Genomic DNA, 20,381 nt, shown 5'->3' with positions numbered 1-20,381 from the left:
ATTACCCCCCCATTTTCTCGATTGCCTGTTCCAATACCTGGCGCGCTTTATGTTCAAGTGCTGTCGCTTGCACTCGATTCTCGAACGCATCAACAACCACGCGAGATATTGTTTTCATTACCTCTGGCGCCGCCAAAACAACCGGAAGCGAGTTTAACTGCGACGGCCATAGGGCAGGGATTGAATGTCCTGTGGCGCAACGAGTAAGCAATGGATAGCCAATGGATGAACTATATAGATAGGCAAACAAATATCCGCCGGGAATTCCTTTGGGCACCAATCTAATTACATGATCGGACGTTGCTGCACCATCGAGCGCAGAATCTGCATATTGAGGTCGTCCAATAATCCCTCCCAATTGCCCCGACCGAGCGAGCAGAACCCAGTCACGCTGGAGGACATATTTGTGCAAATTGACTGTCCTTCCTTTGGCGAGAAACTTGTTTGCAACCCGATCAATGTCAAATAGCTCGCCACTTGTAAAGAAGGGGATCCCATGCCCCTCATCGACATAGATATGCTTAAAGGGTGGAACGTCATACACATCTGCAACCACCCCAAGCTCAATGCAGTTCGGGGATGATCTTGCCCACTTTTCCACGTGCGTCGCCGTGGGGTTATAGAAATTACCCTCCATGCGCATGGATCGCTGAATGTCGGATAGAGCAACAATTCGGGTTTGTCTGGCCTGAACCGAATTATTGCCAGGTGGGCCGCTTGGTTGTCCGATCGCATCCAATAACAGACTCTGGGCGCGCTTAAGATCGGCCGCAGCCGCAGCTCTTCGATCTGCGGCTTCAACAATCAATGCATGCACTTCGGCTTCTAGCGAAGGAGAGAGTCTTGGCACCGGCAAGCCCTCAATGTGCTTAGGCTCGATATGCTGAATAATTGCGCCATAGGTACCTGAAACCACTAGAGGCACGCCGTAGCGGCTCGACAAGAACGCATACAGATATCCTGGTGGAACTCGCTCAGGATCCGGTACGACCTTCATGATGTGCTGCGAAGACCACATGCCCTCCATGTCAGGGCGAACCAACGTCATGCGCCCAATCGTCCCTGAGCAGGTAATAAGAGTGGTGCCACGCATTAGCTTCAGGTGAGCCAGCTTCTTGGACTCTGCATATCGTCGTTGCAGCAGTGGCAAAGTTGTAAGGTCAGCACTGAGCATTTCACTGTTGCTCAGGAATGGAACGCCAAATCGTGGGTCATCAACCCAGGCGCGCGCAAATACGGGGCCGTTGTAGATGCCTCCTGAATAGCCGCTCGTGAGGGTACATAGGGCATCCTTTCGAGCCTTCAACTTTTGAAGGGTGTCGCGCGCTTCCAGCGCACCAGACATGTAAGGGTTGCAGTCCAGCCGACGACCGCCTTCATCGAGCCATCCTGACCGAACAATTCGTGCATTCTTGAAACTCATGAAGGTCATGCTGCGACCTCCATGGGGAACCACGCAAGGAATGCAGCGTGCATCTCGGCGAAAGCTGCGTCAGTACATCCCCGGATCGAGATGTGCTCCGCCAGCTTCTGGTAGATCGCTGACGAACGCGGCTTCTTTGCTTGTTTCAGAACCCACTCGGCGGTCTCTTTCGGCCGAGGCGGCTTAGCCACGTCAATAGGCCACTTGCCACTGTCGGCAAGGTGTTGACGCAGCGGCTTCGTCCCTTGGTAGCCAAGAGCATCAGCCACCTGCGGCTTGTCCTGCCACAGCCAGTTTTCCAACTCGGGCTCGATGGCGATCACTTTGACCGCATCCTCGGCCCAGCCACTAGTAACCAGATTGGCCGTGATGTGGGCGACGATCGCGTCTTTGCCAGGCGAACCTTCCCATTCGCAATCCAGCACCACGAGGGCGCGATGGTGGCTGCTCTGGTAAGGGCGCAGCAACTCGTGGCCCTTGGTGTAGACGCCGGGGTCGTTGCCGCCTTCATCCACCAGGAGGTCGGCACCGACATCCGTATTGATCTCGAAGGGCGCGCAGCCGAGACTCAGGTGCCAACGATCGCGTTTGAAGTACCCACGGAAGGTGGCTGCCATATTGCTGTCGGCCACCAAGATGACGCAGGGGCGCTTGTTCATCATCCGAGCACTCCCGCTGCGAACAGGCTGCCAAGATCGATGCCACCTCGCCACTCTTGCAGGCGAGGATGGTCCGTCCCGGCGACCATCTCCACGCCACCTTCGCTGGCCAGGCGTGCGCACAGCAACTGATCCAGCTTGGCGCGAGCCAGCACCACGGGCGAATGCGAAGACACCCAGACTTGGCTGTCATACATGGACGAGAGCGATTGCAGGACCGCTTCGATGGCGCGCGGATGGATGCCGTTCTCTGGCTCCTCCGTCACCAGGATGGCCGGTTGCTTATCGAGGTAAGGCAGCAGCGTCAGCGTGAGGATGCGCAGGGTGCCATCCGAGAGGCCGGGCGACGGCACTTTGAAGTCGCCCTTGTAGCTGACCACGAAGTAGGCATGGTGGTCGTCCTCACGCTCGCGCACTTCGATGTCCGCGACTTGCGGCAACGCGGTTTGCACGTGGGCAATCCAGTCGGCATAGCGCTCGCTGCGGTAGTCAGCAGGCGCACCATCGGGAGCACCCTCGCGCTTCAGCTCCAGTGCGAGCCAAGGGATGTTGCGGCCGTTGGCGGTGATGACCTTGGGCTGGCCCGGTGGGCTGGCTTGACGCATGGCCGACCAGTTGGGCTCAAGGAACACCGCGTCGGTAGTCAGCAAGGTGTGCAGCCACCGCGCAGCGGGATAGCCCGCCTCGGACTCGAACAGTACGCGCGGCATGGCCAGCAGCGTCTCGGGTAGACCGACCTTGACGGCTTTGGCGTGCGGTGTTTCTGGCTTGAATTCCGACTCGTAGCCAATCTCGCGCTTGAGTGTGAGGCGCCACAGCTTCTTGCTCACTGCCGTTGCCCCGTGAAAGCCCGCTTGTCGGCGGTCTGGTCCATCAGCTTCGGGGAAGAGGAAGAGGTACTCGTAGGCCACCAGCAGCGATTGATCTGCACCGATGCGCAAGCCGATCTCGTAGCGGATGTGGGTCGGCCATTGACGGCGCTCTTCCTGCAAGGCTTGGCGCGAACGCTCCGTGCGTTTGCTGGCAAACAAGCCTTCAAGCACCTTTGATTGCACTGCCTCAGGCAGGCGGGCTTCGACAGCCAGCGAGAAGTCGCTGCCACGCCCGGCGAACACCAGTTCGTTCAGGCTGCCAGCACGCGGCGGTAATTCGGGCCGACGCTCCATGAACGGCGCAGAGACATTGTTGGCACGCAGCAAGTCACCCAAGAGAACGGGCAGGTCCAGCAAGGTGGTTTTGCCAGAGCCATTGGCCCCGACCAGAACGCGAAAGTCGCCGACATCGACGCCCAGGCGTTCGAAGCAGCGATAGCGTGTGGCTTCAAGTCGCGTGATCATTTGCTGGGCTCCGGATGTTGGGCACGGAACTCGGCATACGCCTTGGCGATCTCGGGCAGGTCGTCGTCGAGGATGCGCTCCTTGCGATGCAGGGTGCGCACTTGCAGGCCGCCGCCGATGCGGATCTTCTCCTCATGTCTGACATCCACCAGGATTTCTTCGCCGTCAGGGTGGCGCTTGTAAAGCGTGTTGCCACGGCGGTCGAAGCCCACCTTCTCGGCGACAGCCATGAAGACGGGGTAGTCCTTCTTTTGACCCATGTCTTCTGCCTTGATCACCTCTTCAGGCTTGCGTTTCAGGAAGAGTAGGCTGGTCAGGATGTTGACGTTGGCCTCGACGATGAAAGACTCCACGGGCAGGTCGATGCTGGCCAGCACCCAGCAGTGGCGCAGAATCCAGTAGCGGATGTACTCATCGCCGGGGTTGCCCAGGATGCCATCCGGCAAGACGATGCCAGCACGACCGCCCGGCTTGAGCCACTTGACGCATCGTTCGATGAACAGCACCTCAGGCGACACGGCAGGCTTGATGGCGTTGGTCATCACGAAGCCATCGCCTTGCCGCTCCCAGCGGCGGGCCAGCTCGTATTGCGTCAGGATGGTTTTTTCTGTGATTGGGATATCAGAGCCGAATGGCGGGTTGGTCATCAAGACATCAATCGTGCCAAGCGGAATGTCGATTTTGGCGTCAGGTACGCCAGGCAGGTGGCCTGCAGGGAACTCTAATGAATTCATATGATAGAGACGCCCCAGCGAATTGCCTGCCATCATCACGTTCATTTGTGCTGCGCGAACCAGGAAGGGGTCGAAGTCGGCGCCGAACAGGTTGTTGGCCGCGAAGTGGGCCAGCCGATCTCGGATGGAGATGAACTCTTCCGTGTTTTCGTCGCCTGCCTTGATGCGCTTCTCTTCGTGAAAGACCTTGTTCAGGTAGTTCAAGGTTTCGACCAGGAAGCCGCCGGTGCCGCAGGATGAGTCAAACACGCGTTCATGCTCCTTGGGCGCCAGCATCTTGACCACAAGGCTGATAGCGCCGCGCGGGGTGAAGTATTGGCCGCGATCGCCACGCAGGTTGGCGCCGACAATTTCCTGGTAGGCGGCGCCTTTGGCGTCTACATCGGTGCGGCCAAAGTCGTAACGCGCCAGCTCTGAAACGATAAAGGCTAAGGCGCGGTCAGATAAAGTGATCTCTTCATTGCCTTTGAATAAGCCGTAGTATTTCTCCTTCACCGACTCAAAAAGCGGCTTGATACGCCGACGGATTTGCTCTCTGCCATCAGCTTCAAATGGCTCGAACGGCCCCACCCAGAAGCGACGGACATCGTTCGGCAATTGCTCATCGTACATTTTGCAAAAGATAAGATACAGAAATTGCCAGAAAGCCGCATCCTTGGGCATGCCTTCGTTGCCATGGATATAGTTGTGGCAGCGGCGGAAGGCTGTGCGCAGCATGGCCGGATCGGCGCGGCGCAGGCGTCCCATGGAACGTCCTTCAACACTGAAGGTGTCGTCACCCAGAGGCCAGTCGCCGATGGGCTTGAATTTGGTGTCGAAACGGGTGATTTCTTTCTTGAAGAAGAAGAACTCCAGGCCGTTGGTCCACAGGCTGTAGTCGCAGCTTTCGACTTCGGCCATCACGGTTTCCAGCACCTCGAACTCTTTGCGCGCCTCTTCCGGGTCACGCATGCGATAGGCGCCTTTAGTGCCGAGCTTGGGCTCTTTCTCCACCACTACAGCGCGGTAGAGATTGTCCACCGTGTGTGCTTGGCCAGGCTTGAAGATGGCGATGTCGAGCTTGCGGTTCTTACCCAGCACCTTGATCTTGAAGTCAGGCTCCATGTCTTCGGCGGCAATGCCGTACTCATGAATGATGGCGCGGGCGATGCGCTGGCGGACTTGCTCTTTGTCGCTGTCCTTCACCGGTTTGCCGGTGATGTAGTCAAAGACCTTGCCCTCTTCGTGCGCGCTCCCGGGCGCTTGGGCTTCTTGATCAAGGTCGCTCATATCGTTGTTGTCCTGTGCGGAGCGCTGCTTAGGCATTGCGCGGCTCCTTGTCGTCAAAGTCATCACTGCTAGCAGCGGCGCCGCCCTCGCGCACCCAGGCGTCCACGTCTTCTTTTTTGAACTTCCAGAAGCGCCCAACCTTGTGCCCCGGCATACCCTTGGAGGTCACCCAGGTGTAGATGGTGTCTTTGGCTACGCCGAGGTAGTCGGCGATTTCATCGACAGAGAGCCAGCGATCGTCCATGTCTGCATCCAAACAGAAATGCGCCGCCAAAATGGCGGCAACTGAACACAGTCTACACCACTTTCAGCCAGTTCAATTGGGTTTAAGCCTGTTTTGATCGGGTTAGTCCTTGTCAGGATCGTTTGAGTCGGGCGCCGGCAGCCTCAATCCCAACCTAGCCAGAACTCTAGCCTCACGCGCTTGCAGCTCCCCGATCAATAACTGCGCTCAAGCATCGTCTTGTGCGCGAATGAGCGAAGCTGACGGTCAAGCTCACCCGTCCCACGCGTGATCTCACACCCACGCTGAAGCAGCGCGGCCTGCGCCGGCAGCCCGAACTTCACCCGCGTCCACTGCGCACGACTCATGCGCTGGCGATCCGGCCCCAAACGAGCGAGACCAGACGAACCGGCAACGTGCCCCCCCCCAGAATCGGCCCTGAAATGCGCGCATCACAGTGTTGTACGCAAGGCGCTGTTCCTTGGGTATTTGAGCGCCCTTTGCCGTGCGGAAGCCGGGGTGCAAGTGCTTGACGTTGCCACCGTCAGGATTGACGGCATAGAAGTGGAGGTGTGGGTGCGCCTCATCGGCGTACTCGACCTCAGTCCCCCTCACATCCCCGCAATCCTGCTCTTAAACATCTCCGTCAACTGCGCCGGATTGGCCTGGCCCTTGCTGGCTTTCATGGCTTGGCCGATCAAGGCGTTGATGGCTTGTTCTTTGCCGGCTTTGTATTGCTCGATGGATTTGGGATTGGCCGCCAGCACGCTGTCCACAATCGCTTCCAGCGCGCCGCTGTCGGAAATCTGTTTCCAGCCGCGTTCGGCGATGATGTGATCCGCCAGATTGGCCTCTTCACGATTCGCCTCCCACAGTGCGGCGAATAATTCTTTGGCGATTTTCTGGTTGATTGTGCCGTCGGCGATGCGCAGCAGCATTTGCGCCAGTTGGGCGGGACGCACCGGCATCGCGTCGATGTCGATGCCGGCGCGGTTTAAGCTGGAAGAGACTTCGCCCATCAGCCAATTCGCCGCCGCTTTGGCGTGGGCGGGGCCGGCGGCTTCGACCACGGCGCCGAAGTAGTTGGCCATGGCGCGGCTTTGCGTCAGCACGCTGGCGTCATAGGCCGGCAAGCCATAGTCCTGGCACAGGCGGGCGCGGATGGCGGATGGCAGTTCCGGCATGCCGGCTTGCACGCGCGCCATCATGTCAGGCGTGATCACCAAGGGCGGCAAATCGGGGTCGGGGAAGTAGCGGTAGTCTTGCGCATCTTCCTTGGTGCGCATTTCGCGCGTTTCGCGTTTGTCCGGGTCGTATAAGCGGGTCGCTTGCACCACTTTGCCGCCGTCTTCAATCAGTTCAATCTGGCGCCGCACTTCATAATTGATGGCGTCTTCCATGAAGCGGAAGGAGTTCAGATTTTTGATTTCGCAGCGGGTGCCGAATTCTTTCTGTCCCTTGGGACGGACTGAGACATTTGCGTCGCAGCGGAAGCTGCCTTCTTGCATATTGCCGTCGCAAATGCCGAGCCAGGTTACCAGCGCATGCAGCGCGCGCGCATAGCCGACCGCTTGCGCCGCGCTGCGCATTTCCGGTTCGGTGACGATTTCCAGCAGCGGGGTGCCGGCGCGATTCAGGTCGATGCCGCTCATGCCGTGGTAGTCTTCATGCAGCGATTTGCCGGCGTCTTCTTCCAGATGGGCGCGCGTCAAATTCACTGTCATTTCCTGCTGCTTGCCGTCTTGCTGATAAAAAAAGCTGAGCGCGCCGCCCACCACCACCGGCAATTCATATTGGCTGATCTGGTAACCCTTGGGCAGGTCGGGGTAGAAATAATTTTTGCGCGCAAACACCGAGAGCGGCGCGACTTGTGCGCCAATCGCCAGACCAAACGCAATCGCGCGTTCCACCGCGCCGCGATTCATCACCGGCAGCACGCCGGGCAAGGCCAGGTCCACCGCGCAGGCCTGGGTGTTCGGGCTGGCCCCGAATGCAGTCGAGGCGCCGCTGAAAATTTTGGAGGCTGTGGTCAACTGCACATGCGTTTCCAAGCCGATCACTACTTCCCATTCCATATTTCTGTCCCTTTGTTCAATCGTAGCGGCATGTGCGGCTGGGCAGATGCACGCTGATGGCCGAAAAGTTCGCGCGCGAACCGCACAGCACGGCGCAGGTCGGCACAATTTTCAGATAGTCGTTTTCACGCAGCAGGCGGATGCTGCACTGGCGCCCGCGCCCGGTGTCGTAGCCGCGCGCGCTGCGCGCGCCGGCGGGGTCTGCTAAGCGCAGGCGCCAGCCGCCTTCAATTTCTTCCGCCTGTACGCCGTCTTCCTGGCTGATGCTGCAGTCAAAACCGTGGGTGCGCCGGTGCAGGGCGGATTCCCATTGCAAGGCTTGCAGCTTGTCGCCATCGAGTTTGAATTCGCCGACATCGCTGTAAATCACCCGGTTTTCTCCCTCGCCTTCGCTGTGGCTGCAGGAAAAGCGCAGATCCAATGCGGCGCCCTGCGCCACACCGCATGTCAAGAGCAGGAGCCAGGCCCAGGCGCGCATCAGTCCGGGCGGCGCATATGCCAGTCGGTGGCTTGCTGGAATTGGTGGGCAATGCCGAGCAGGCGGCTTTCGCTGAAATAATTGCCGATCAATTGCAGGCCCACCGGACGCCGGCTGTTTTTCTCACCCTGGCCAAACCCTGCCGGAATCGACATGCCGGGCAGGCCGGCCAGGCTGGTCGAGAGGGTGAAAATATCCGCCATGTAATTGGCCACCGGGTCATTCGTGATCGCGCCCAGATCCCAGGCCACGCTCGGCGCCACCGGCCCCATGATCACGTCGCATTGCGTGAACGCCTGTTTGAAATCGTCGGCGATGATGCGGCGGATTTTTTGCGCTTGCAGATAGTAGGCGTCGTAATAGCCATGGCACAGCACGTAGGCGCCGACCAGGATGCGGCGCTGCACTTCGGGGCCGAAGCCTTCGGCGCGCGATTTTTTATACATCTCGTCCAGTTTCTCGTACTGGGCGGCGCGGTGGCCGTAGCGCACGCCATCAAAGCGGCTCAGATTTGAGGAAGCTTCCGCCGGCGCGATCACGTAGTAAGCGGGAATCGAGAGCGCGGTGCGCGGCAGTGAGATATCGACCAGGGTGGCGCCCAGTTTTTCATATTCGCGCAGGGCCGCGCGCACCGCCTGTTCGACATCCGCGCTCAAGCCCTCGGCGAAATATTCGCGCGGCAGGCCGATGCGCAAGCCTTGCAACGGCTGGTTTAAGTCGCGCGTGTAGTCTTCATCCGCCATTTCCAGGCTGGTCGAGTCGCGCGCATCGAAGCCGGCCATGCCATTTAACAGCAGGGCGCAGTCTTCGGCTGTGCGCGCCATCGCGCCGCCCTGGTCGAGCGAGGAGGCGAAGGCGATCATGCCATAGCGCGACACCCGGCCATAGGTGGGCTTGATGCCGCTGATGCCGCAGAATGCGGCGGGCTGGCGGATTGAGCCGCCGGTGTCGGTGCCGGTGGCGGCAGGGGTCAGGCCGGCGGCCACGGCTGCCGCCGAACCGCCGGAAGAGCCGCCCGGGGTGGCTTGTTTGTCCCAGGGATTTTTGACCGCGCCAAAGGCTGAGTTTTCATTTGCGGAACCCATGGCGAATTCATCGCAATTGGTTTTGCCCAGATGCACCATGCCATGCGCGGCCAGTTTTTCGACCACGGTGGCGTCAAACGGGCTGCTATAGTTTTCCAGCATTTTCGAGCCGGCGGTGGAGCGCCAGTGGCGCGTGACAAAGATGTCTTTGTGCGCCAGCGGCACGCCGCACAGCAGCGGGGCGCCGCCGGCGGCTAAGCGCGCATCGGCGGCGCGCGCTTGCGCCAGGGTGGCGTCGGCATCCACATGCAAAAAGGCGTTCAAGTCGCTGTTTTGTATGCGCTGTAAATACGATTGGGCAAGTTCCAGGGCGGAAATCTCACGCTGCTGCAGCAGGCCGGACAATTCCTTCAAGGTTTTGGTATGCATGTCTTGACTCATTCAGGTGGGCTGCGGCTTATTCGACGACGCGCGGCACCAGGTACAGGCCGTCTTCGGTGGCCGGGGCCACGGCTTGAAATGCGGCGCGCTGATCGCTTTCTGTCACCTCATCGGCGCGCAGGCGCAGCGCGAGTTGCGGCAAAATCGCCGCCACCGGGTGCGCCAGCGGAGCCACGCCGGTGGTATCGACTGCGCGCATTGCTTCCACCAGGCCAAATATATTATTCAGATCGTTCAGGCTGGCGGCTTGTTGTTCCTGATTCAATTCCAGACGCGCCAGATTGGCGATCCTTTGTACATCTTGCAAGGTAAGTGACATGGCGGGTTGATCCGGGCAAGGCAATTGTTGAAGAAAGCTTCTAAATCAGCGGCGCTGAATTCCTGTTGCACAGCAGCAGATGCGAATTGTGACGCGCACTGACGCGAAGGCGCCGTCAAATTATAAGGTAGAATGTCGGGTTATTGCGCGCGCGGCGGCGTTTGTCCAAGGCAAGCCGGCTTTGCGCTGCAACAAGGTTTTCCGGCATCCGGGAGCGGCTCGCCGGCCCAGTGGTTTGCAATGACTGGCGCTTGGCTGACGCTTCCACTTTATTCAAGAACTAGGCGCGCGAACGCGCATCAGGACACCCATGTTTGGCTTTTTACGCAGTTATTTCTCAAATGATCTGGCGATTGATCTGGGCACCGCAAACACCCTGATCTATGTGCGTGGCGAAGGCATTGTGCTGGACGAGCCTTCAGTGGTTGCGATCCGCCAGGAAGGCGGCCCGAATGGCAAGCGCACGATTCAAGCCGTTGGCAAAGAAGCAAAGCAGATGCTGGGCAAAGTGCCCGGCAATATCGAAGCCATCCGCCCGATGAAAGACGGCGTGATTGCTGACTTCACCGTCACCGAACAGATGCTCAAGCAGTTCATCAAGATGGTGCACGATTCCAAATTCCTCAAACCCTCGCCGCGCATCATTATTTGCGTGCCTTGCGGCTCGACCCAGGTGGAGCGGCGCGCGATTCGCGAATCGGCCATCGGGGCCGGCGCTTCACAGGTGTATTTGATTGAAGAACCGATGGCGGCGGCAGTCGGCGCCGGTCTGCCGGTGTCGGAAGCGACCGGCTCGATGGTGGTGGATATCGGCGGCGGCACCACCGAAGTCGGCATCATTTCGCTCGGCGGCATGGTGTACAAAGGCTCGGTGCGGGTGGGCGGCGATAAATTTGATGAAGCCATCGTCAATTACATCCGCCGCAATTACGGCATGCTGATCGGCGAACAGACTGCGGAAGCAATCAAAAAAGCCATCGGCTCGGCCTTCCCCGGCTCGGAAGTCAAGGAAATGGAAGTCAAGGGCCGCAATCTGTCCGAAGGCATTCCGCGTTCTTTCACGATTTCCTCCAATGAAATTCTGGAAGCCCTGACCGACCCGCTGAACAATATCGTGTCGGCGGTTAAAAACGCGCTCGAACAAACCCCGCCGGAACTCGGTGCGGATATCGCGGAAAAGGGTATGATGCTGACCGGCGGCGGCGCGCTGTTGCGCGACCTCGACCGCTTGTTGATGGAAGAAACCGGCCTGCCGGTGTTGGTGGCGGAAGAGCCGCTGACCTGCGTGGTGCGCGGCTCCGGCATGGCGCTGGAGCGCATGGATAAACTGGGTTCGATCTTCTCCAACGAATAAACCCCGACGCGCGCGCCAGCCCATGCCCCCACTTGCGTGCGGGCATGGGCTTGGCTTTTGTATTGAAGGCATTACTGACAGGCTATGGAATACACTCCACCGCCACTTTTCAAGCAGGGCGCATCGGCGCGCGCCAAGGCGATTTTCTTCGCCCTGCTTTCTTGCGGTTTGCTGCTGGCTGATGCGCGCCTGCACGCGCTGACCATGCTGCGGCAAACCCTGGGCACCTTACTCTATCCTCTGCAAATGGTGGCGCTGGCCCCGCGCGACGCGGTGAACAGTTCCGGCGCCTATTTCTCCACCGTCGCCACCTTGCAAAAAGATGTGCGCGATTTGAAGCAACAGCAAATTCTGTCAGCGCAAGCGGCGCAGAAAGTGCGTTTTCTGGAATCGGAAAACGCCCATCTGCGCCAATTGCTGGGCGCACAAGCCAGTCTGCCGGTGAAATCGGTGGTGGGCGAAATTCTGTACGACACGCCGGACGCCTTCACCCGCAAAATCGTGCTCGACCGTGGCCAATTGGTGGGGGTGACGGTGGGGCAGCCGGTGATTGATGCGCATGGCGTGATCGGCCAGGTCACGCGGGTGTTTCCGCTGACCTCGGAAGTGACCCTGCTGACCGATAAAAACCAGGCGATTCCGGTGCAGGTGGCGCGCAATGGCTTGCGCTCGATTGCTTATGGCCGGGGCGGCGGCATGCTGGACTTGCATTTCATGGCGGCGAATGCCGACATCAAGGCCGGCGATATTTTGATGACCTCCGGGATTGACGGGGTCTATCCCGCCGGCTTGAATGTGGCGCGGGTTTTGAAAGTGGAAACCCATACGAATAATGCCTTTGGCCGGATTGTGTGCGAACCGCTGGCCGGAATTGAGCGCCAGCGCCAATTGCTGATTTTGCTGACCAATCCGCTGGATATTCCGCCCCGTCCGCCGCTGGAAGATCACAAGGCAGGCAAAAAACACAGCAAACCGGCGGCCAGCACGCCAACGCCGACGGCAACGCCAACGCCAACGCCGGCCCCCGGCCCTGGCGCAACGCCGGCGCCGCAGGCCACGCCGGCGCCACAGCGCGCCGCCGCGCAGGACAGGAAACAGCCATGAACCAACCGCACTATATTTTGCTGCCGGCGAATAACTGGTTTGTCGCCTTCAGCCTGATCGCCGCCTTTATTTTGAATCTGCTGCCCAAGGGCGGCCTGGCGGCGATTCCGGATTTTGTCGCCCTGGTGCTGGTGTTTTGGAGTATTCACCAGCCGCGCAAAGTCGGCATCGGCATCGCGTTTTTCATGGGTTTGTTAATGGATGTGCATAACGCCACTTTGCTGGGTGAAAATGCGCTGGCTTACACCCTGCTTTCGTATGTCGCCATCATGTTGCACCGGCGCGTGCTGTGGTTTCAATTGCCCACCCAGGCGCTCCACATTCTGCTCTTGCTTTTGCTGGCGCAATTAGCGCACGCTCTGGTGCATTTGATCCACAGTGGCCGTTTTCCCGGCTGGGATTATTTCCTCGGCAGTCTGGTGGCCGCGCTGTTATGGCCGCTGGCCTCGGCTTTACTGCTGGCGCCGCAGCGGCGTGCGGTGGATCGTGATGAAAACCGGCCACTTTGAGTTTGCCCGATGACTGAATTTAAAAATGCTGAACGCGAACTGAGCCTGTTCCGCTGGCGCCTGATCATCGTTGCGCTGCTGGTGCTGGCCTGCTTTGGCGGCCTGCTGGCGCGCGTGGTCTGGCTGCAAGTGTATAAACATGCGGATTATGTTGCGCAAGCTGAGGAAAACCGCGTCTCGATCGTGCCGATTGTGCCCAATCGCGGCTTGATTTATGACCGCAATGGCGTGGTGCTGGCCAGCAATTATTCCGCCTACACGCTGGAAATCACGCCGTCCAAGATCCGCACGGATCTGGACAGCCTGATCGAAGAATTATCGGGCTTGATCGAAATCGCGCCGCGCGACCGCAAAAAATTCAAAAAACTGATGGAGGAATCCAAGAATTTTGAAAGCATTCCGATCCGCACCCGTTTGACCGATGAAGAGGTGGCGCGCTTCACGGTGCAGCGCTTCCGTTTTCCCGGCGTGGAAATCCAGGCCCGTTTATTCCGCCAATATCCGCTGGGCGATGTGGCGGCGCATGTGATCGGCTTTATCGGCCGCATCAATCAAAGAGACGCCAAACGCATCGAAGAGATGGAAGACAGCGCCAATTACAACGGCACGGACTACATTGGCAAAGAAGGTCTGGAAAAGAGTTATGAAAAAGAATTGCACGGCCAGACCGGCTATGAGGAAGTGGAAGTCTCAGCCGGCGGGCGCGCCGTGCGCACGCTCTCGCGCACCGGGGCCACGCCCGGCAATAATCTGATTCTCTCGATTGATATCGAACTGCAAAAAGTGGTGGAACAGGCGTTTGGCAATCAGCGCGGCGCGCTGGTGGCGATTGAACCATCCACCGGCGACGTGCTGGCCTGGGTTTCGCGCCCGAGTTTTGACCCGAATCTGTTTGTTGAAGGGATTGACCAGCAAAGCTGGGATGAGTTGAACAACTCGCTTGACCGCCCTTTGTTAAACCGCCCGATCAGCGGCACCTATCCGCCCGGCTCAACCTATAAGCCGTTTATGGCGCTGGCTGCGCTGGAGCTGGGCAAGCGCACCCCGCAGCAGGGCATTTCCGATCCCGGCTATTTTTATTTCGGCAATCACAAATTCCGCGACGATAAAGAAGGCGGCCATGGGTTTGTCGATCTGTACCGCTCGGTGGTGCACTCCTGCGACACGTATTACTACATTCTGGCGAATGAGATGGGGGTGGATGGCATTCATGATTTCATGAAGCCCTTCGGTTTTGGCCAGCTCACCGGCATCGATCTGGAACATGAAAAGCGCGGCCTGCTCCCTTCCACCGAATGGAAGCGCAATGCCTATAAATCGCCGCAGCAAAAGAAATGGTATGCCGGCGAAACCATTTCGCTGGGCATCGGCCAGGGTTACAACCATTTCACCCCGCTGCAACTGGCCTACGCAACGGCGATTTTGGCGAATAACGGGGTGGTGATGAAGCCGCACCTGGTGAAGGTGATTGAAAATTCAGTGACGCGCGAGCGCAAGCTGACCGTGCCCAAGGAAAGCTACCGCATCCCGCTCAAGCAGGAAAATCTGGACATCATCAAACAAACCATGGTCGGCGTCACCAGGGAAGGCACCTCGGCCAAGGTGTTTGCCGGCGCGGAATATGTTTCCGCCGGCAAAACCGGCACTGCGCAGGTGATCGGCATCAAGCAAAATGAAAAATACAACGCCAAGCTGATTGCCGAACGCTTGCGCGACAATGCGCTGTACATTGCTTTCGCGCCGGCCGACAAGCCTCGCATTGCGGTTTCGATTGTGGTGGAAAACGGCGGCTTCGGCGCGCAAGCCGCCGCGCCTATCGTGCGCAAGGCTTTGGATTTTTACCTGCTGGGCAAGCGCCCGGTGGAAAACGCCGAAAAGAAACACGCCCCGCTGCTGCGGGAAGACAGCGCGGCGCTGCGCTCGGCGGCGGAATTGAAAGCCGACGATGAATCCGACGGCGGCCCGAAACCAGGCGCCGAGACAGTCGGGAATAAGGAATAAGCCGGCTTTTGCCCAGGGTAAGCGCGGCGCAACCCGTATGGCGCCGGCGCATTTTGCATGGCGCCGCCGGCATCAGTGGGTTTGTTCTAAAATAACGGGTTAAACTTGGCAACCCGCACTGGTTTGCATCTGCTGAACCGGCACATGCAAATGCAAGGCAAGGCTGTGTGACCCGATGATTATGTCAAAAAAACAAAACACTGAACCCGCCAGCTTCGAGCAGGCAATAGGCGAGCTGGAGCAATTAGTCGCCAATATGGAAGGCGGCAACCTGCCGCTCGAAGCCAGTCTGGACGCCTATCAGCGCGGCACAGAGCTGGTGCGCTTTTGCGCTGCGCAACTGGAACGGATTGAAGCACGCGTCAAGGTGTTGGAAGGCCAGATGCTGCAGCCCCTGGCTGAAAGCGGAGCGGATTCATGAACGCGCACTGGCCCAACGCCGATTTCAGCGCCTGGAGCCGCGCCATTGCGGAACAGGTGGAAAACGGCCTGCATACTTTTCTCCCCCCTGAACAAGAACACCCGGCGCGCCTGCACCAGGCCATGCGCTACGCCGTGTTGGATGGCGGCAAACGGGTGCGCCCGCTGCTGGCGTATGCCGCCGGCGAATTATTCGACGCCGGGCCGGACGCCACCTTGCGCGCCGCCTGCGCGGTGGAAATGATTCACGCCTATTCCCTGGTGCACGACGATATGCCCTGCATGGACGATGACGCGCTGCGGCGCGGCAAGCCGACCGTGCACAAAGCTTATGACGAAGCGACTGCGCTGCTGGTCGGCGATGCGCTGCAGGCGCAGGCGTTTGCGGTCTTGAGCGAGGGCGAGCTGGCGCAGCAAGCGCCGGCGCGCGCGCTGCACAGCATGCGCCTGTTAGCCGCCGCCGCCGGTTCGCGCGGCATGTGCGGCGGCCAGGCGATTGACCTGGAAAGCGTCGGCAAACGGCTGAACCGGCCTGAGCTGGAAACCATGCACCGCTTAAAAACCGGGGCCATGCTGGAAGTCTCGATTTTGCTCGGCGCCTGGGCCGGGCGTCAGCCGCAGGCGCAGGAATTGGCCGCGCTGAAAGACTATGCGCAAGCCATCGGCCTCGCCTTTCAAGTGGTGGATGATGTCCTGGACGCCACGGAAGATTCCGCCCAACTGGGCAAAACCGCCGGCAAAGATGCGGCGGACAATAAACCGACTTATGTCACGATACTCGGCCTGGACGCCTCGCGCGCCCTGGCGCAAGAATTGCAGCAAAGCGCGCACGACGCCTTGCTGCCCTTTGGTGAAAAAGCACAACGGCTGCATCAACTGGCAGACTTGATTGTGCAACGGAAGGCGTAAATGGATATTCTGCACACAATCAACAGCCCGGCTGATCTGCGCCGGCTGGGGCGGCACCAACTGCCGCAACTGGCGACTGAACTGCGCCAATTTGTTCTCGACTCGGTGTCTAAAACCGGCGGCCATCTGTCCTCCAACCTGGGCACGGTGGAACTCACAATCGCCCTGCACTATGTGTTTCACACCCCGCATGACCGCATCGTGTGGGACGTGGGCCACCAGACTTACCCGCACAAGATTTTGACCGGGCGGCGCGAACAAATGTCCGGCCTGCGCCAATTCGGCGGCATTTCCGGCTTCCCCAAGCGCAGCGAAAGCGAATACGACACCTTCGGCACCGCGCATTCCTCGACCTCGATTTCCGCTGCGCTCGGCATGGCCCTGGCGGCGCGTCAAAAAGGCGAGCAGCGCCACGCGATTGCCGTGATTGGCGACGGCTCGATGAGCGCCGGCATGGCGTTTGAAGCCTTGAATAACGCCGGCGTGCATGAAGATTTGAATTTGCTGGTGGTCTTGAACGACAACGATATGTCGATCTCACCGCCGGTCGGCGCCTTAAACCGCTATCTGGCGCGCCTGATGTCCGGCCAGTTTTACGCCGCCGCCAAAAACGTTGGCAAGACCGTATTGCCCGGCCCCATGCGCGAACTGGCGAAAAAACTGGAAGAACACGCCAAGGGCATGGTGGTGCCGGCCACCATGTTTGAAGAATTCGGCTTTAACTACATCGGCCCGATTGACGGCCATGATTTGAATTCCCTGATCCCCACCCTGCAAAACCTGCGCCAATTGAAAGGCCCGCAATTTCTGCATGTGGTCACAAAAAAGGGACAAGGCTACAAACTCGCCGAAGCCGACCCGGTGCTGTATCACGGCACCGGCAAATTCCACCCGCCGGAAGGCATCAAACCGAGCAGCGGCGGCAAACTCACTTACACCCAGGTGTTCGGCGACTGGCTGTGCGATATGGCGGCGCAGGATAAACGGGTGGTCGGCATCACCCCCGCGATGCGCGAAGGTTCCGGCATGGTGCGCTTTGAACAGCTGTACCCGGAACGCTATTACGATGTCGGCATCGCTGAACAGCACTCTGTCACCTTTGCCGCAGGTTTGGCGGCGGAAGGCTTGAAGCCGGTGCTGGCGATTTATTCCACCTTCCTGCAACGCGGCTACGACCAATTGATTCACGATGTGGCGTTGCAAAATCTGGATGTCACGTTTGCACTCGATCGCGCCGGCCTGGTGGGGGCCGATGGCGCCACCCACGCCGGCAATTACGACATCGCCTATCTGCGCTGCATCCCGAATATGATGGTGCTGGCCCCGGCGGATGAAAACGAATGCCGCCAGGCGCTGTACACCGCGTGGAAATACGACGGCCCGGCGGCGGTGCGCTATCCGCGCGGCTCCGGCCCCGGCGTGGCGGTGCAAAAAGAGATGCAAGCCTGGCCATGGGGACGCGGTGAGATCCGGCGCGAGGGACAGAATATCGCCATCCTCTCATTCGGTACGATGCTGACGGCAGCGCTCGGCGCGGCGCAAGAACTCAACGCCAGCGTGGCGAATATGCGCTTCGTCAAACCGCTCGATGTGGAATTGGTGAAACAGCTGGCCGCCAGCCATGACGCGCTTGTCACAGTCGAAGAAGGCTGCGTCATGGGCGGCGCCGGCGCGGCAGTGGCAGAAGCCCTGGCCGCCGCCGGCATCGTCAAACCGCTGTTGATGCTGGGCTTGCCGGATCAATTCATCGACCATGGCGAACAGCAATTCCTGCTGGCGCGCGCAGGTCTCGATGCCGCCGGCATTGCGGCCTCGATCAAACAGCGTTTTGCGCTGGGCGAGCCGCGCCTGGTGGTCAACAATAATTAATCCTCCATCTCACCGCGCGCGCCCAAAGCGCGCGCGGCGCATTCCATGAATCTGCTGAAAACCCTGGGCACGATTTCCGGCCTGACCCTGTTATCGCGCGTCACCGGATTGCTGCGCGATTCCCTGTTCGCCAGCGCCTTCGGCGTTTCGGCCATGACCGACGCCTTTAACGTCGCCTTCCGCATCCCGAATTTGCTGCGCCGCCTGTTTGCCGAAGGCGCGTTTGCGCAAGCTTTCGTGCCCATGCTGTCGGAATATAAAAACACCAAAACACCGGAAGAAGCCAAAAGCCTGGTCGATCAAGTCGCCAGCGCACTGCTGTGGGCCACCCTGATCACTGCCTTGCTGGGCATCATCGGGGCCCCGGTCTTACTGTGGGGCATGGCGCATGGTTTGCAGGACAAGCGCGAAGCATTCGAGGCTTCCGTCTTCATGACGCGCCTGATGTTTCCCTACATCTGCTGTATGTCCTTCGTCGCCCTGGCTGGCGGCGTCTTGAATACCTGGCGCGAATTCCGTATTCCCGCCTTCTCGCCGGTTTTATTAAACCTGTCCTTCATCGGCTGCGCGCTCTGGCTGGCCCCGCATCTGCAAGAGCCGGTGTACGCCATGGCGATTGCGGTATGCATCGGCGGCCTGCTGCAAGTCGCCATCCAATTGCCGGCGCTGCGCCGCATCGGCATGCTGCCGCGCCTCAGTCTGTCGCCACTGGCGCCGTTTCGCGATCCTGCCGTGCGCCGGGTCTTGACCCGCATGGGGCCGGCGGTGTTTGCGGTGTCCGCCACCCAGCTTTCGATCATGATCAATACCGCCATCGCCTCCACCCTGGGCGAAGGCAGCATCTCTGCGCTGTTTTACGCCGACCGCTTAATGGAATTCCCCACCGCCTTGCTGGGTGTGGCGCTGGGCACGATTTTGCTGCCGGGTTTATCCGCCGCGATTCAGAAAAAGCAGGAACAGGAATTCAACGGCCTGCTGGACTGGGGTCTGCGCCTGGCCTGCCTGCTGACGCTGCCGGCAGCGGTCGGCCTGGCCACGCTGGCGGTGCCCCTGATCGCCACCTTATTCCACTATGGCCGCTTCAATGCGCAAGCGGTGGCGATGGCGCAAGCGCCACTGATCGCGTATGCCGCCGGCCTGATCGGCTTTATTCTGGTGAAAATTCTGGCCCCGGCCTTTTACGCCCAGCAAAACATCAAAACCCCGGTCAAAATCGCGATTGGCGTGATGATCCTGACCCAGCTCATGAACGCCCTGTTTGTCCCCTTCCTGGGCACCGCCGGATTGGCGCTGTCGGTCGGCCTGGGGGCCTGCGGCAATGCCGCCTTCCTGTACTGGTTTTTGCGCAAAAACGGCCAATACCAACCGCGCCCCGGCTGGTGGCTGTTCGCCGGCAAACTGCTGATTGCGCTGTGCGCGATGGGCGCTTTGAGCTGGTGGGCTGCACAAAGCCTGCCCTGGATCGCCTGGGGCGCCAAGCCCTGGCTGCGCGCCGGCATGCTGGGCGTGGTGGTGGGCGCTTGCATCGTGCTGTATTTCGGGGTTTTGTTTGCGCTGGGTTTCCGCGTGAAAGACTTCAAGCGGGTAGTGAATTGAGTACGTCCCCCGTGCGGAACATCTGGCGGGGGGTAACAAACATCAGCTGGCGATTTTTGGATAACTGAGCCGCGCCAGCATCTGCGGCACGGAATAATCGGAGCAGGCAATTTGGCAAAGCTGGCCGCGCCGATTATTCCAATGGGGATATGCCTCGACTTCGTTCGCCAGTTTCAATTATTAATTTCCCAAACTTTTCCAATTTTCATATCGCCCAGAAACAAATCTTTATCGAGAATTTGCAATAAACTTACAAATCTCAAGCATCATTATTTTATACGCGTCTTTCGATTGCGAATCCGAAGCCAAAAATTGAACTTCAGAAACATAAAAAGGAATTCCGTATACTTCGGCCGCGACACCCAATGCAGCATCAATCTGCTTGCTAACATATTCCTCATTAACTCTAGCCGAAACAACATTTTCCTCTGGTAAGCAAGTGTATATTATACTACCTGGCTTCACTCCTATGCGAACCCCAAGAAAATTATGTTGAGGCCCGGTAATGCGGGCTATTTTGTATAAATTATCTTGATGAAATACTTTCATGATTATTCCCAGGGAAAACCTTTCCATTTTGATTCAGCCGCATTATGGGCCTAACCGTAACCATGCTTCAGTTCATACCACCTCTCT

18 protein-coding genes are annotated in these 20,381 nt (G+C 59.1%); 8 read left to right on the top strand and 10 right to left on the bottom strand.

What is annotated here, in order from left to right; translation table 11 throughout:
* Position 1 precedes the first annotated feature (1 nt).
* The 9 genes from V8J88_RS24555 to gatC form a co-directional block, all read right to left on the bottom strand.
* Complete coding sequence (locus tag V8J88_RS24555) at positions 2-1,432, bottom strand: hypothetical protein (RefSeq protein ID WP_338846925.1); 1,431 nt, start codon at positions 1,430-1,432, stop codon at positions 2-4.
* Positions 1,429-2,085 (bottom strand): hypothetical protein, encoded by a 657-nt coding sequence (locus tag V8J88_RS24550; RefSeq protein WP_338846924.1) that lies wholly within the window; start codon positions 2,083-2,085, stop codon positions 1,429-1,431. The genes V8J88_RS24555 and V8J88_RS24550 overlap by 4 nt, the downstream gene beginning before the upstream one ends.
* The gene (locus V8J88_RS24545; RefSeq protein ID WP_338846923.1) at positions 2,082-3,419 is read right to left on the bottom strand and encodes an AAA family ATPase; all 1,338 of its coding nucleotides are present in this window, start codon (positions 3,417-3,419) and stop codon (positions 2,082-2,084) included. The genes V8J88_RS24550 and V8J88_RS24545 overlap by 4 nt, the downstream gene beginning before the upstream one ends.
* Complete coding sequence (locus tag V8J88_RS24540) at positions 3,416-5,458, bottom strand: N-6 DNA methylase (protein ID WP_338846922.1); 2,043 nt, start codon at positions 5,456-5,458, stop codon at positions 3,416-3,418. Before V8J88_RS24540 ends, V8J88_RS24545 begins: the two co-directional genes overlap by 4 nt.
* The gene (locus V8J88_RS24535; protein ID WP_103524192.1) at positions 5,451-5,666 is read right to left on the bottom strand and encodes a helix-turn-helix domain-containing protein; all 216 of its coding nucleotides are present in this window, start codon (positions 5,664-5,666) and stop codon (positions 5,451-5,453) included. The genes V8J88_RS24540 and V8J88_RS24535 overlap by 8 nt, the downstream gene beginning before the upstream one ends.
* Positions 5,667-6,256: 590 nt before the next feature.
* Positions 6,257-7,720 carry an Asp-tRNA(Asn)/Glu-tRNA(Gln) amidotransferase subunit GatB gene (gene gatB / locus V8J88_RS24530; protein ID WP_338846921.1) on the bottom strand — a complete coding sequence of 488 codons (1,464 nt, stop codon included), beginning with the start codon at positions 7,718-7,720 and terminating at the stop codon, positions 6,257-6,259.
* Between the two features lie 16 nt (positions 7,721-7,736).
* Entirely contained in the window at positions 7,737-8,198 is a 462-nt protein-coding gene (locus tag V8J88_RS24525; RefSeq protein WP_338846920.1) for a hypothetical protein, read from the bottom strand.
* A complete protein-coding gene (gene gatA, locus V8J88_RS24520) occupies positions 8,198-9,652 on the bottom strand; it encodes an Asp-tRNA(Asn)/Glu-tRNA(Gln) amidotransferase subunit GatA (RefSeq protein ID WP_338846919.1) in 1,455 nt (484 codons plus the stop codon). Before gatA ends, V8J88_RS24525 begins: the two co-directional genes overlap by 1 nt.
* A gap of 28 nt (positions 9,653-9,680) precedes the next feature.
* On the bottom strand, positions 9,681-9,983 hold the full coding sequence (gene gatC / locus V8J88_RS24515) for an Asp-tRNA(Asn)/Glu-tRNA(Gln) amidotransferase subunit GatC (RefSeq protein WP_338846918.1): 303 nt from the start codon (positions 9,981-9,983) through the stop codon (positions 9,681-9,683).
* A gap of 310 nt (positions 9,984-10,293) precedes the next feature.
* Here gatC and V8J88_RS24510 point away from each other — a divergent pair, with 310 nt between their 5' ends.
* The 8 genes from V8J88_RS24510 to murJ all read left to right on the top strand — a co-directional run bounded on the left by V8J88_RS24510 (position 10,294) and on the right by murJ (position 19,745).
* Positions 10,294-11,337 (top strand): rod shape-determining protein, encoded by a 1,044-nt coding sequence (locus tag V8J88_RS24510; RefSeq protein ID WP_338846917.1) that lies wholly within the window; start codon positions 10,294-10,296, stop codon positions 11,335-11,337.
* Positions 11,338-11,421: 84 nt separating this feature from the next.
* Complete coding sequence (gene mreC, locus V8J88_RS24505; protein ID WP_338846916.1) at positions 11,422-12,441, top strand: rod shape-determining protein MreC; 1,020 nt, start codon at positions 11,422-11,424, stop codon at positions 12,439-12,441.
* Positions 12,438-12,950, top strand: coding sequence for a rod shape-determining protein MreD (mreD, locus tag V8J88_RS24500; protein WP_338846915.1), 513 nt, complete (start codon positions 12,438-12,440; stop codon positions 12,948-12,950). The genes mreC and mreD overlap by 4 nt, the downstream gene beginning before the upstream one ends.
* Before the next feature lie 9 nt (positions 12,951-12,959).
* The gene (mrdA, locus tag V8J88_RS24495) at positions 12,960-14,951 is read left to right on the top strand and encodes a penicillin-binding protein 2 (protein ID WP_338846914.1); all 1,992 of its coding nucleotides are present in this window, start codon (positions 12,960-12,962) and stop codon (positions 14,949-14,951) included.
* A 181-nt stretch (positions 14,952-15,132) separates the two neighbouring features.
* Complete coding sequence (locus V8J88_RS24490) at positions 15,133-15,372, top strand: exodeoxyribonuclease VII small subunit (RefSeq protein ID WP_338846913.1); 240 nt, start codon at positions 15,133-15,135, stop codon at positions 15,370-15,372.
* Positions 15,369-16,280 (top strand): polyprenyl synthetase family protein, encoded by a 912-nt coding sequence (locus tag V8J88_RS24485; RefSeq protein ID WP_338846912.1) that lies wholly within the window; start codon positions 15,369-15,371, stop codon positions 16,278-16,280. The genes V8J88_RS24490 and V8J88_RS24485 overlap by 4 nt, the downstream gene beginning before the upstream one ends.
* On the top strand, positions 16,281-18,149 hold the full coding sequence (dxs, locus tag V8J88_RS24480; RefSeq protein WP_338846911.1) for a 1-deoxy-D-xylulose-5-phosphate synthase: 1,869 nt from the start codon (positions 16,281-16,283) through the stop codon (positions 18,147-18,149). It abuts the gene before it with no gap.
* A 45-nt stretch (positions 18,150-18,194) separates the two neighbouring features.
* Positions 18,195-19,745 (top strand): murein biosynthesis integral membrane protein MurJ, encoded by a 1,551-nt coding sequence (gene murJ / locus V8J88_RS24475; RefSeq protein WP_338846910.1) that lies wholly within the window; start codon positions 18,195-18,197, stop codon positions 19,743-19,745.
* Positions 19,746-19,973: 228 nt separating this feature from the next.
* Here the strand turns inward: murJ and V8J88_RS24470 are convergent, their stop codons facing one another.
* The gene (locus V8J88_RS24470) at positions 19,974-20,294 is read right to left on the bottom strand and encodes a hypothetical protein (protein ID WP_338846909.1); all 321 of its coding nucleotides are present in this window, start codon (positions 20,292-20,294) and stop codon (positions 19,974-19,976) included.
* Positions 20,295-20,381: the final 87 nt, after the last annotated feature.

This window comes from Massilia sp. W12, assembly GCF_037300705.1.
Classification (GTDB): Bacteria; Pseudomonadota; Gammaproteobacteria; order Burkholderiales; family Burkholderiaceae_D; genus JACPVY01.
The sequence above is the reverse complement of the archived record's forward strand: the minus strand, read 5'-3'. Positions and strand labels throughout refer to the sequence as shown.

Excerpts from the sequence above, each read along its gene's own strand:
- V8J88_RS24540 (WP_338846922.1), bottom strand. The coding sequence starts at position 5,458 with ATGCCTAAGCAGCGCTCCGCACAGGACAACAACGATATGAGCGACCTT.
- gatB (WP_338846921.1), bottom strand. The coding sequence starts at position 7,720 with ATGGAATGGGAAGTAGTGATCGGCTTGGAAACGCATGTGCAGTTGACC.
- V8J88_RS24490 (WP_338846913.1), top strand. The coding sequence starts at position 15,133 with ATGTCAAAAAAACAAAACACTGAACCCGCCAGCTTCGAGCAGGCAATA.
- mreC (WP_338846916.1), top strand. The coding sequence starts at position 11,422 with ATGGAATACACTCCACCGCCACTTTTCAAGCAGGGCGCATCGGCGCGC.
- V8J88_RS24525 (WP_338846920.1), bottom strand. The coding sequence starts at position 8,198 with ATGCGCGCCTGGGCCTGGCTCCTGCTCTTGACATGCGGTGTGGCGCAG.
- V8J88_RS24485 (WP_338846912.1), top strand. The coding sequence starts at position 15,369 with ATGAACGCGCACTGGCCCAACGCCGATTTCAGCGCCTGGAGCCGCGCC.
- mreD (WP_338846915.1), top strand. The coding sequence starts at position 12,438 with ATGAACCAACCGCACTATATTTTGCTGCCGGCGAATAACTGGTTTGTC.
- V8J88_RS24470 (WP_338846909.1), bottom strand. The coding sequence starts at position 20,294 with ATGAAAGTATTTCATCAAGATAATTTATACAAAATAGCCCGCATTACC.
- murJ (WP_338846910.1), top strand. The coding sequence starts at position 18,195 with ATGAATCTGCTGAAAACCCTGGGCACGATTTCCGGCCTGACCCTGTTA.
- gatA (WP_338846919.1), bottom strand. The coding sequence starts at position 9,652 with ATGCATACCAAAACCTTGAAGGAATTGTCCGGCCTGCTGCAGCAGCGT.
- mrdA (WP_338846914.1), top strand. The coding sequence starts at position 12,960 with ATGACTGAATTTAAAAATGCTGAACGCGAACTGAGCCTGTTCCGCTGG.
- V8J88_RS24550 (WP_338846924.1), bottom strand. The coding sequence starts at position 2,085 with ATGATGAACAAGCGCCCCTGCGTCATCTTGGTGGCCGACAGCAATATG.
- V8J88_RS24510 (WP_338846917.1), top strand. The coding sequence starts at position 10,294 with ATGTTTGGCTTTTTACGCAGTTATTTCTCAAATGATCTGGCGATTGAT.
- V8J88_RS24555 (WP_338846925.1), bottom strand. The coding sequence starts at position 1,432 with ATGACCTTCATGAGTTTCAAGAATGCACGAATTGTTCGGTCAGGATGG.
- V8J88_RS24545 (WP_338846923.1), bottom strand. The coding sequence starts at position 3,419 with ATGATCACGCGACTTGAAGCCACACGCTATCGCTGCTTCGAACGCCTG.
- V8J88_RS24535 (WP_103524192.1), bottom strand. The coding sequence starts at position 5,666 with ATGGACGATCGCTGGCTCTCTGTCGATGAAATCGCCGACTACCTCGGC.
- dxs (WP_338846911.1), top strand. The coding sequence starts at position 16,281 with ATGGATATTCTGCACACAATCAACAGCCCGGCTGATCTGCGCCGGCTG.
- gatC (WP_338846918.1), bottom strand. The coding sequence starts at position 9,983 with ATGTCACTTACCTTGCAAGATGTACAAAGGATCGCCAATCTGGCGCGT.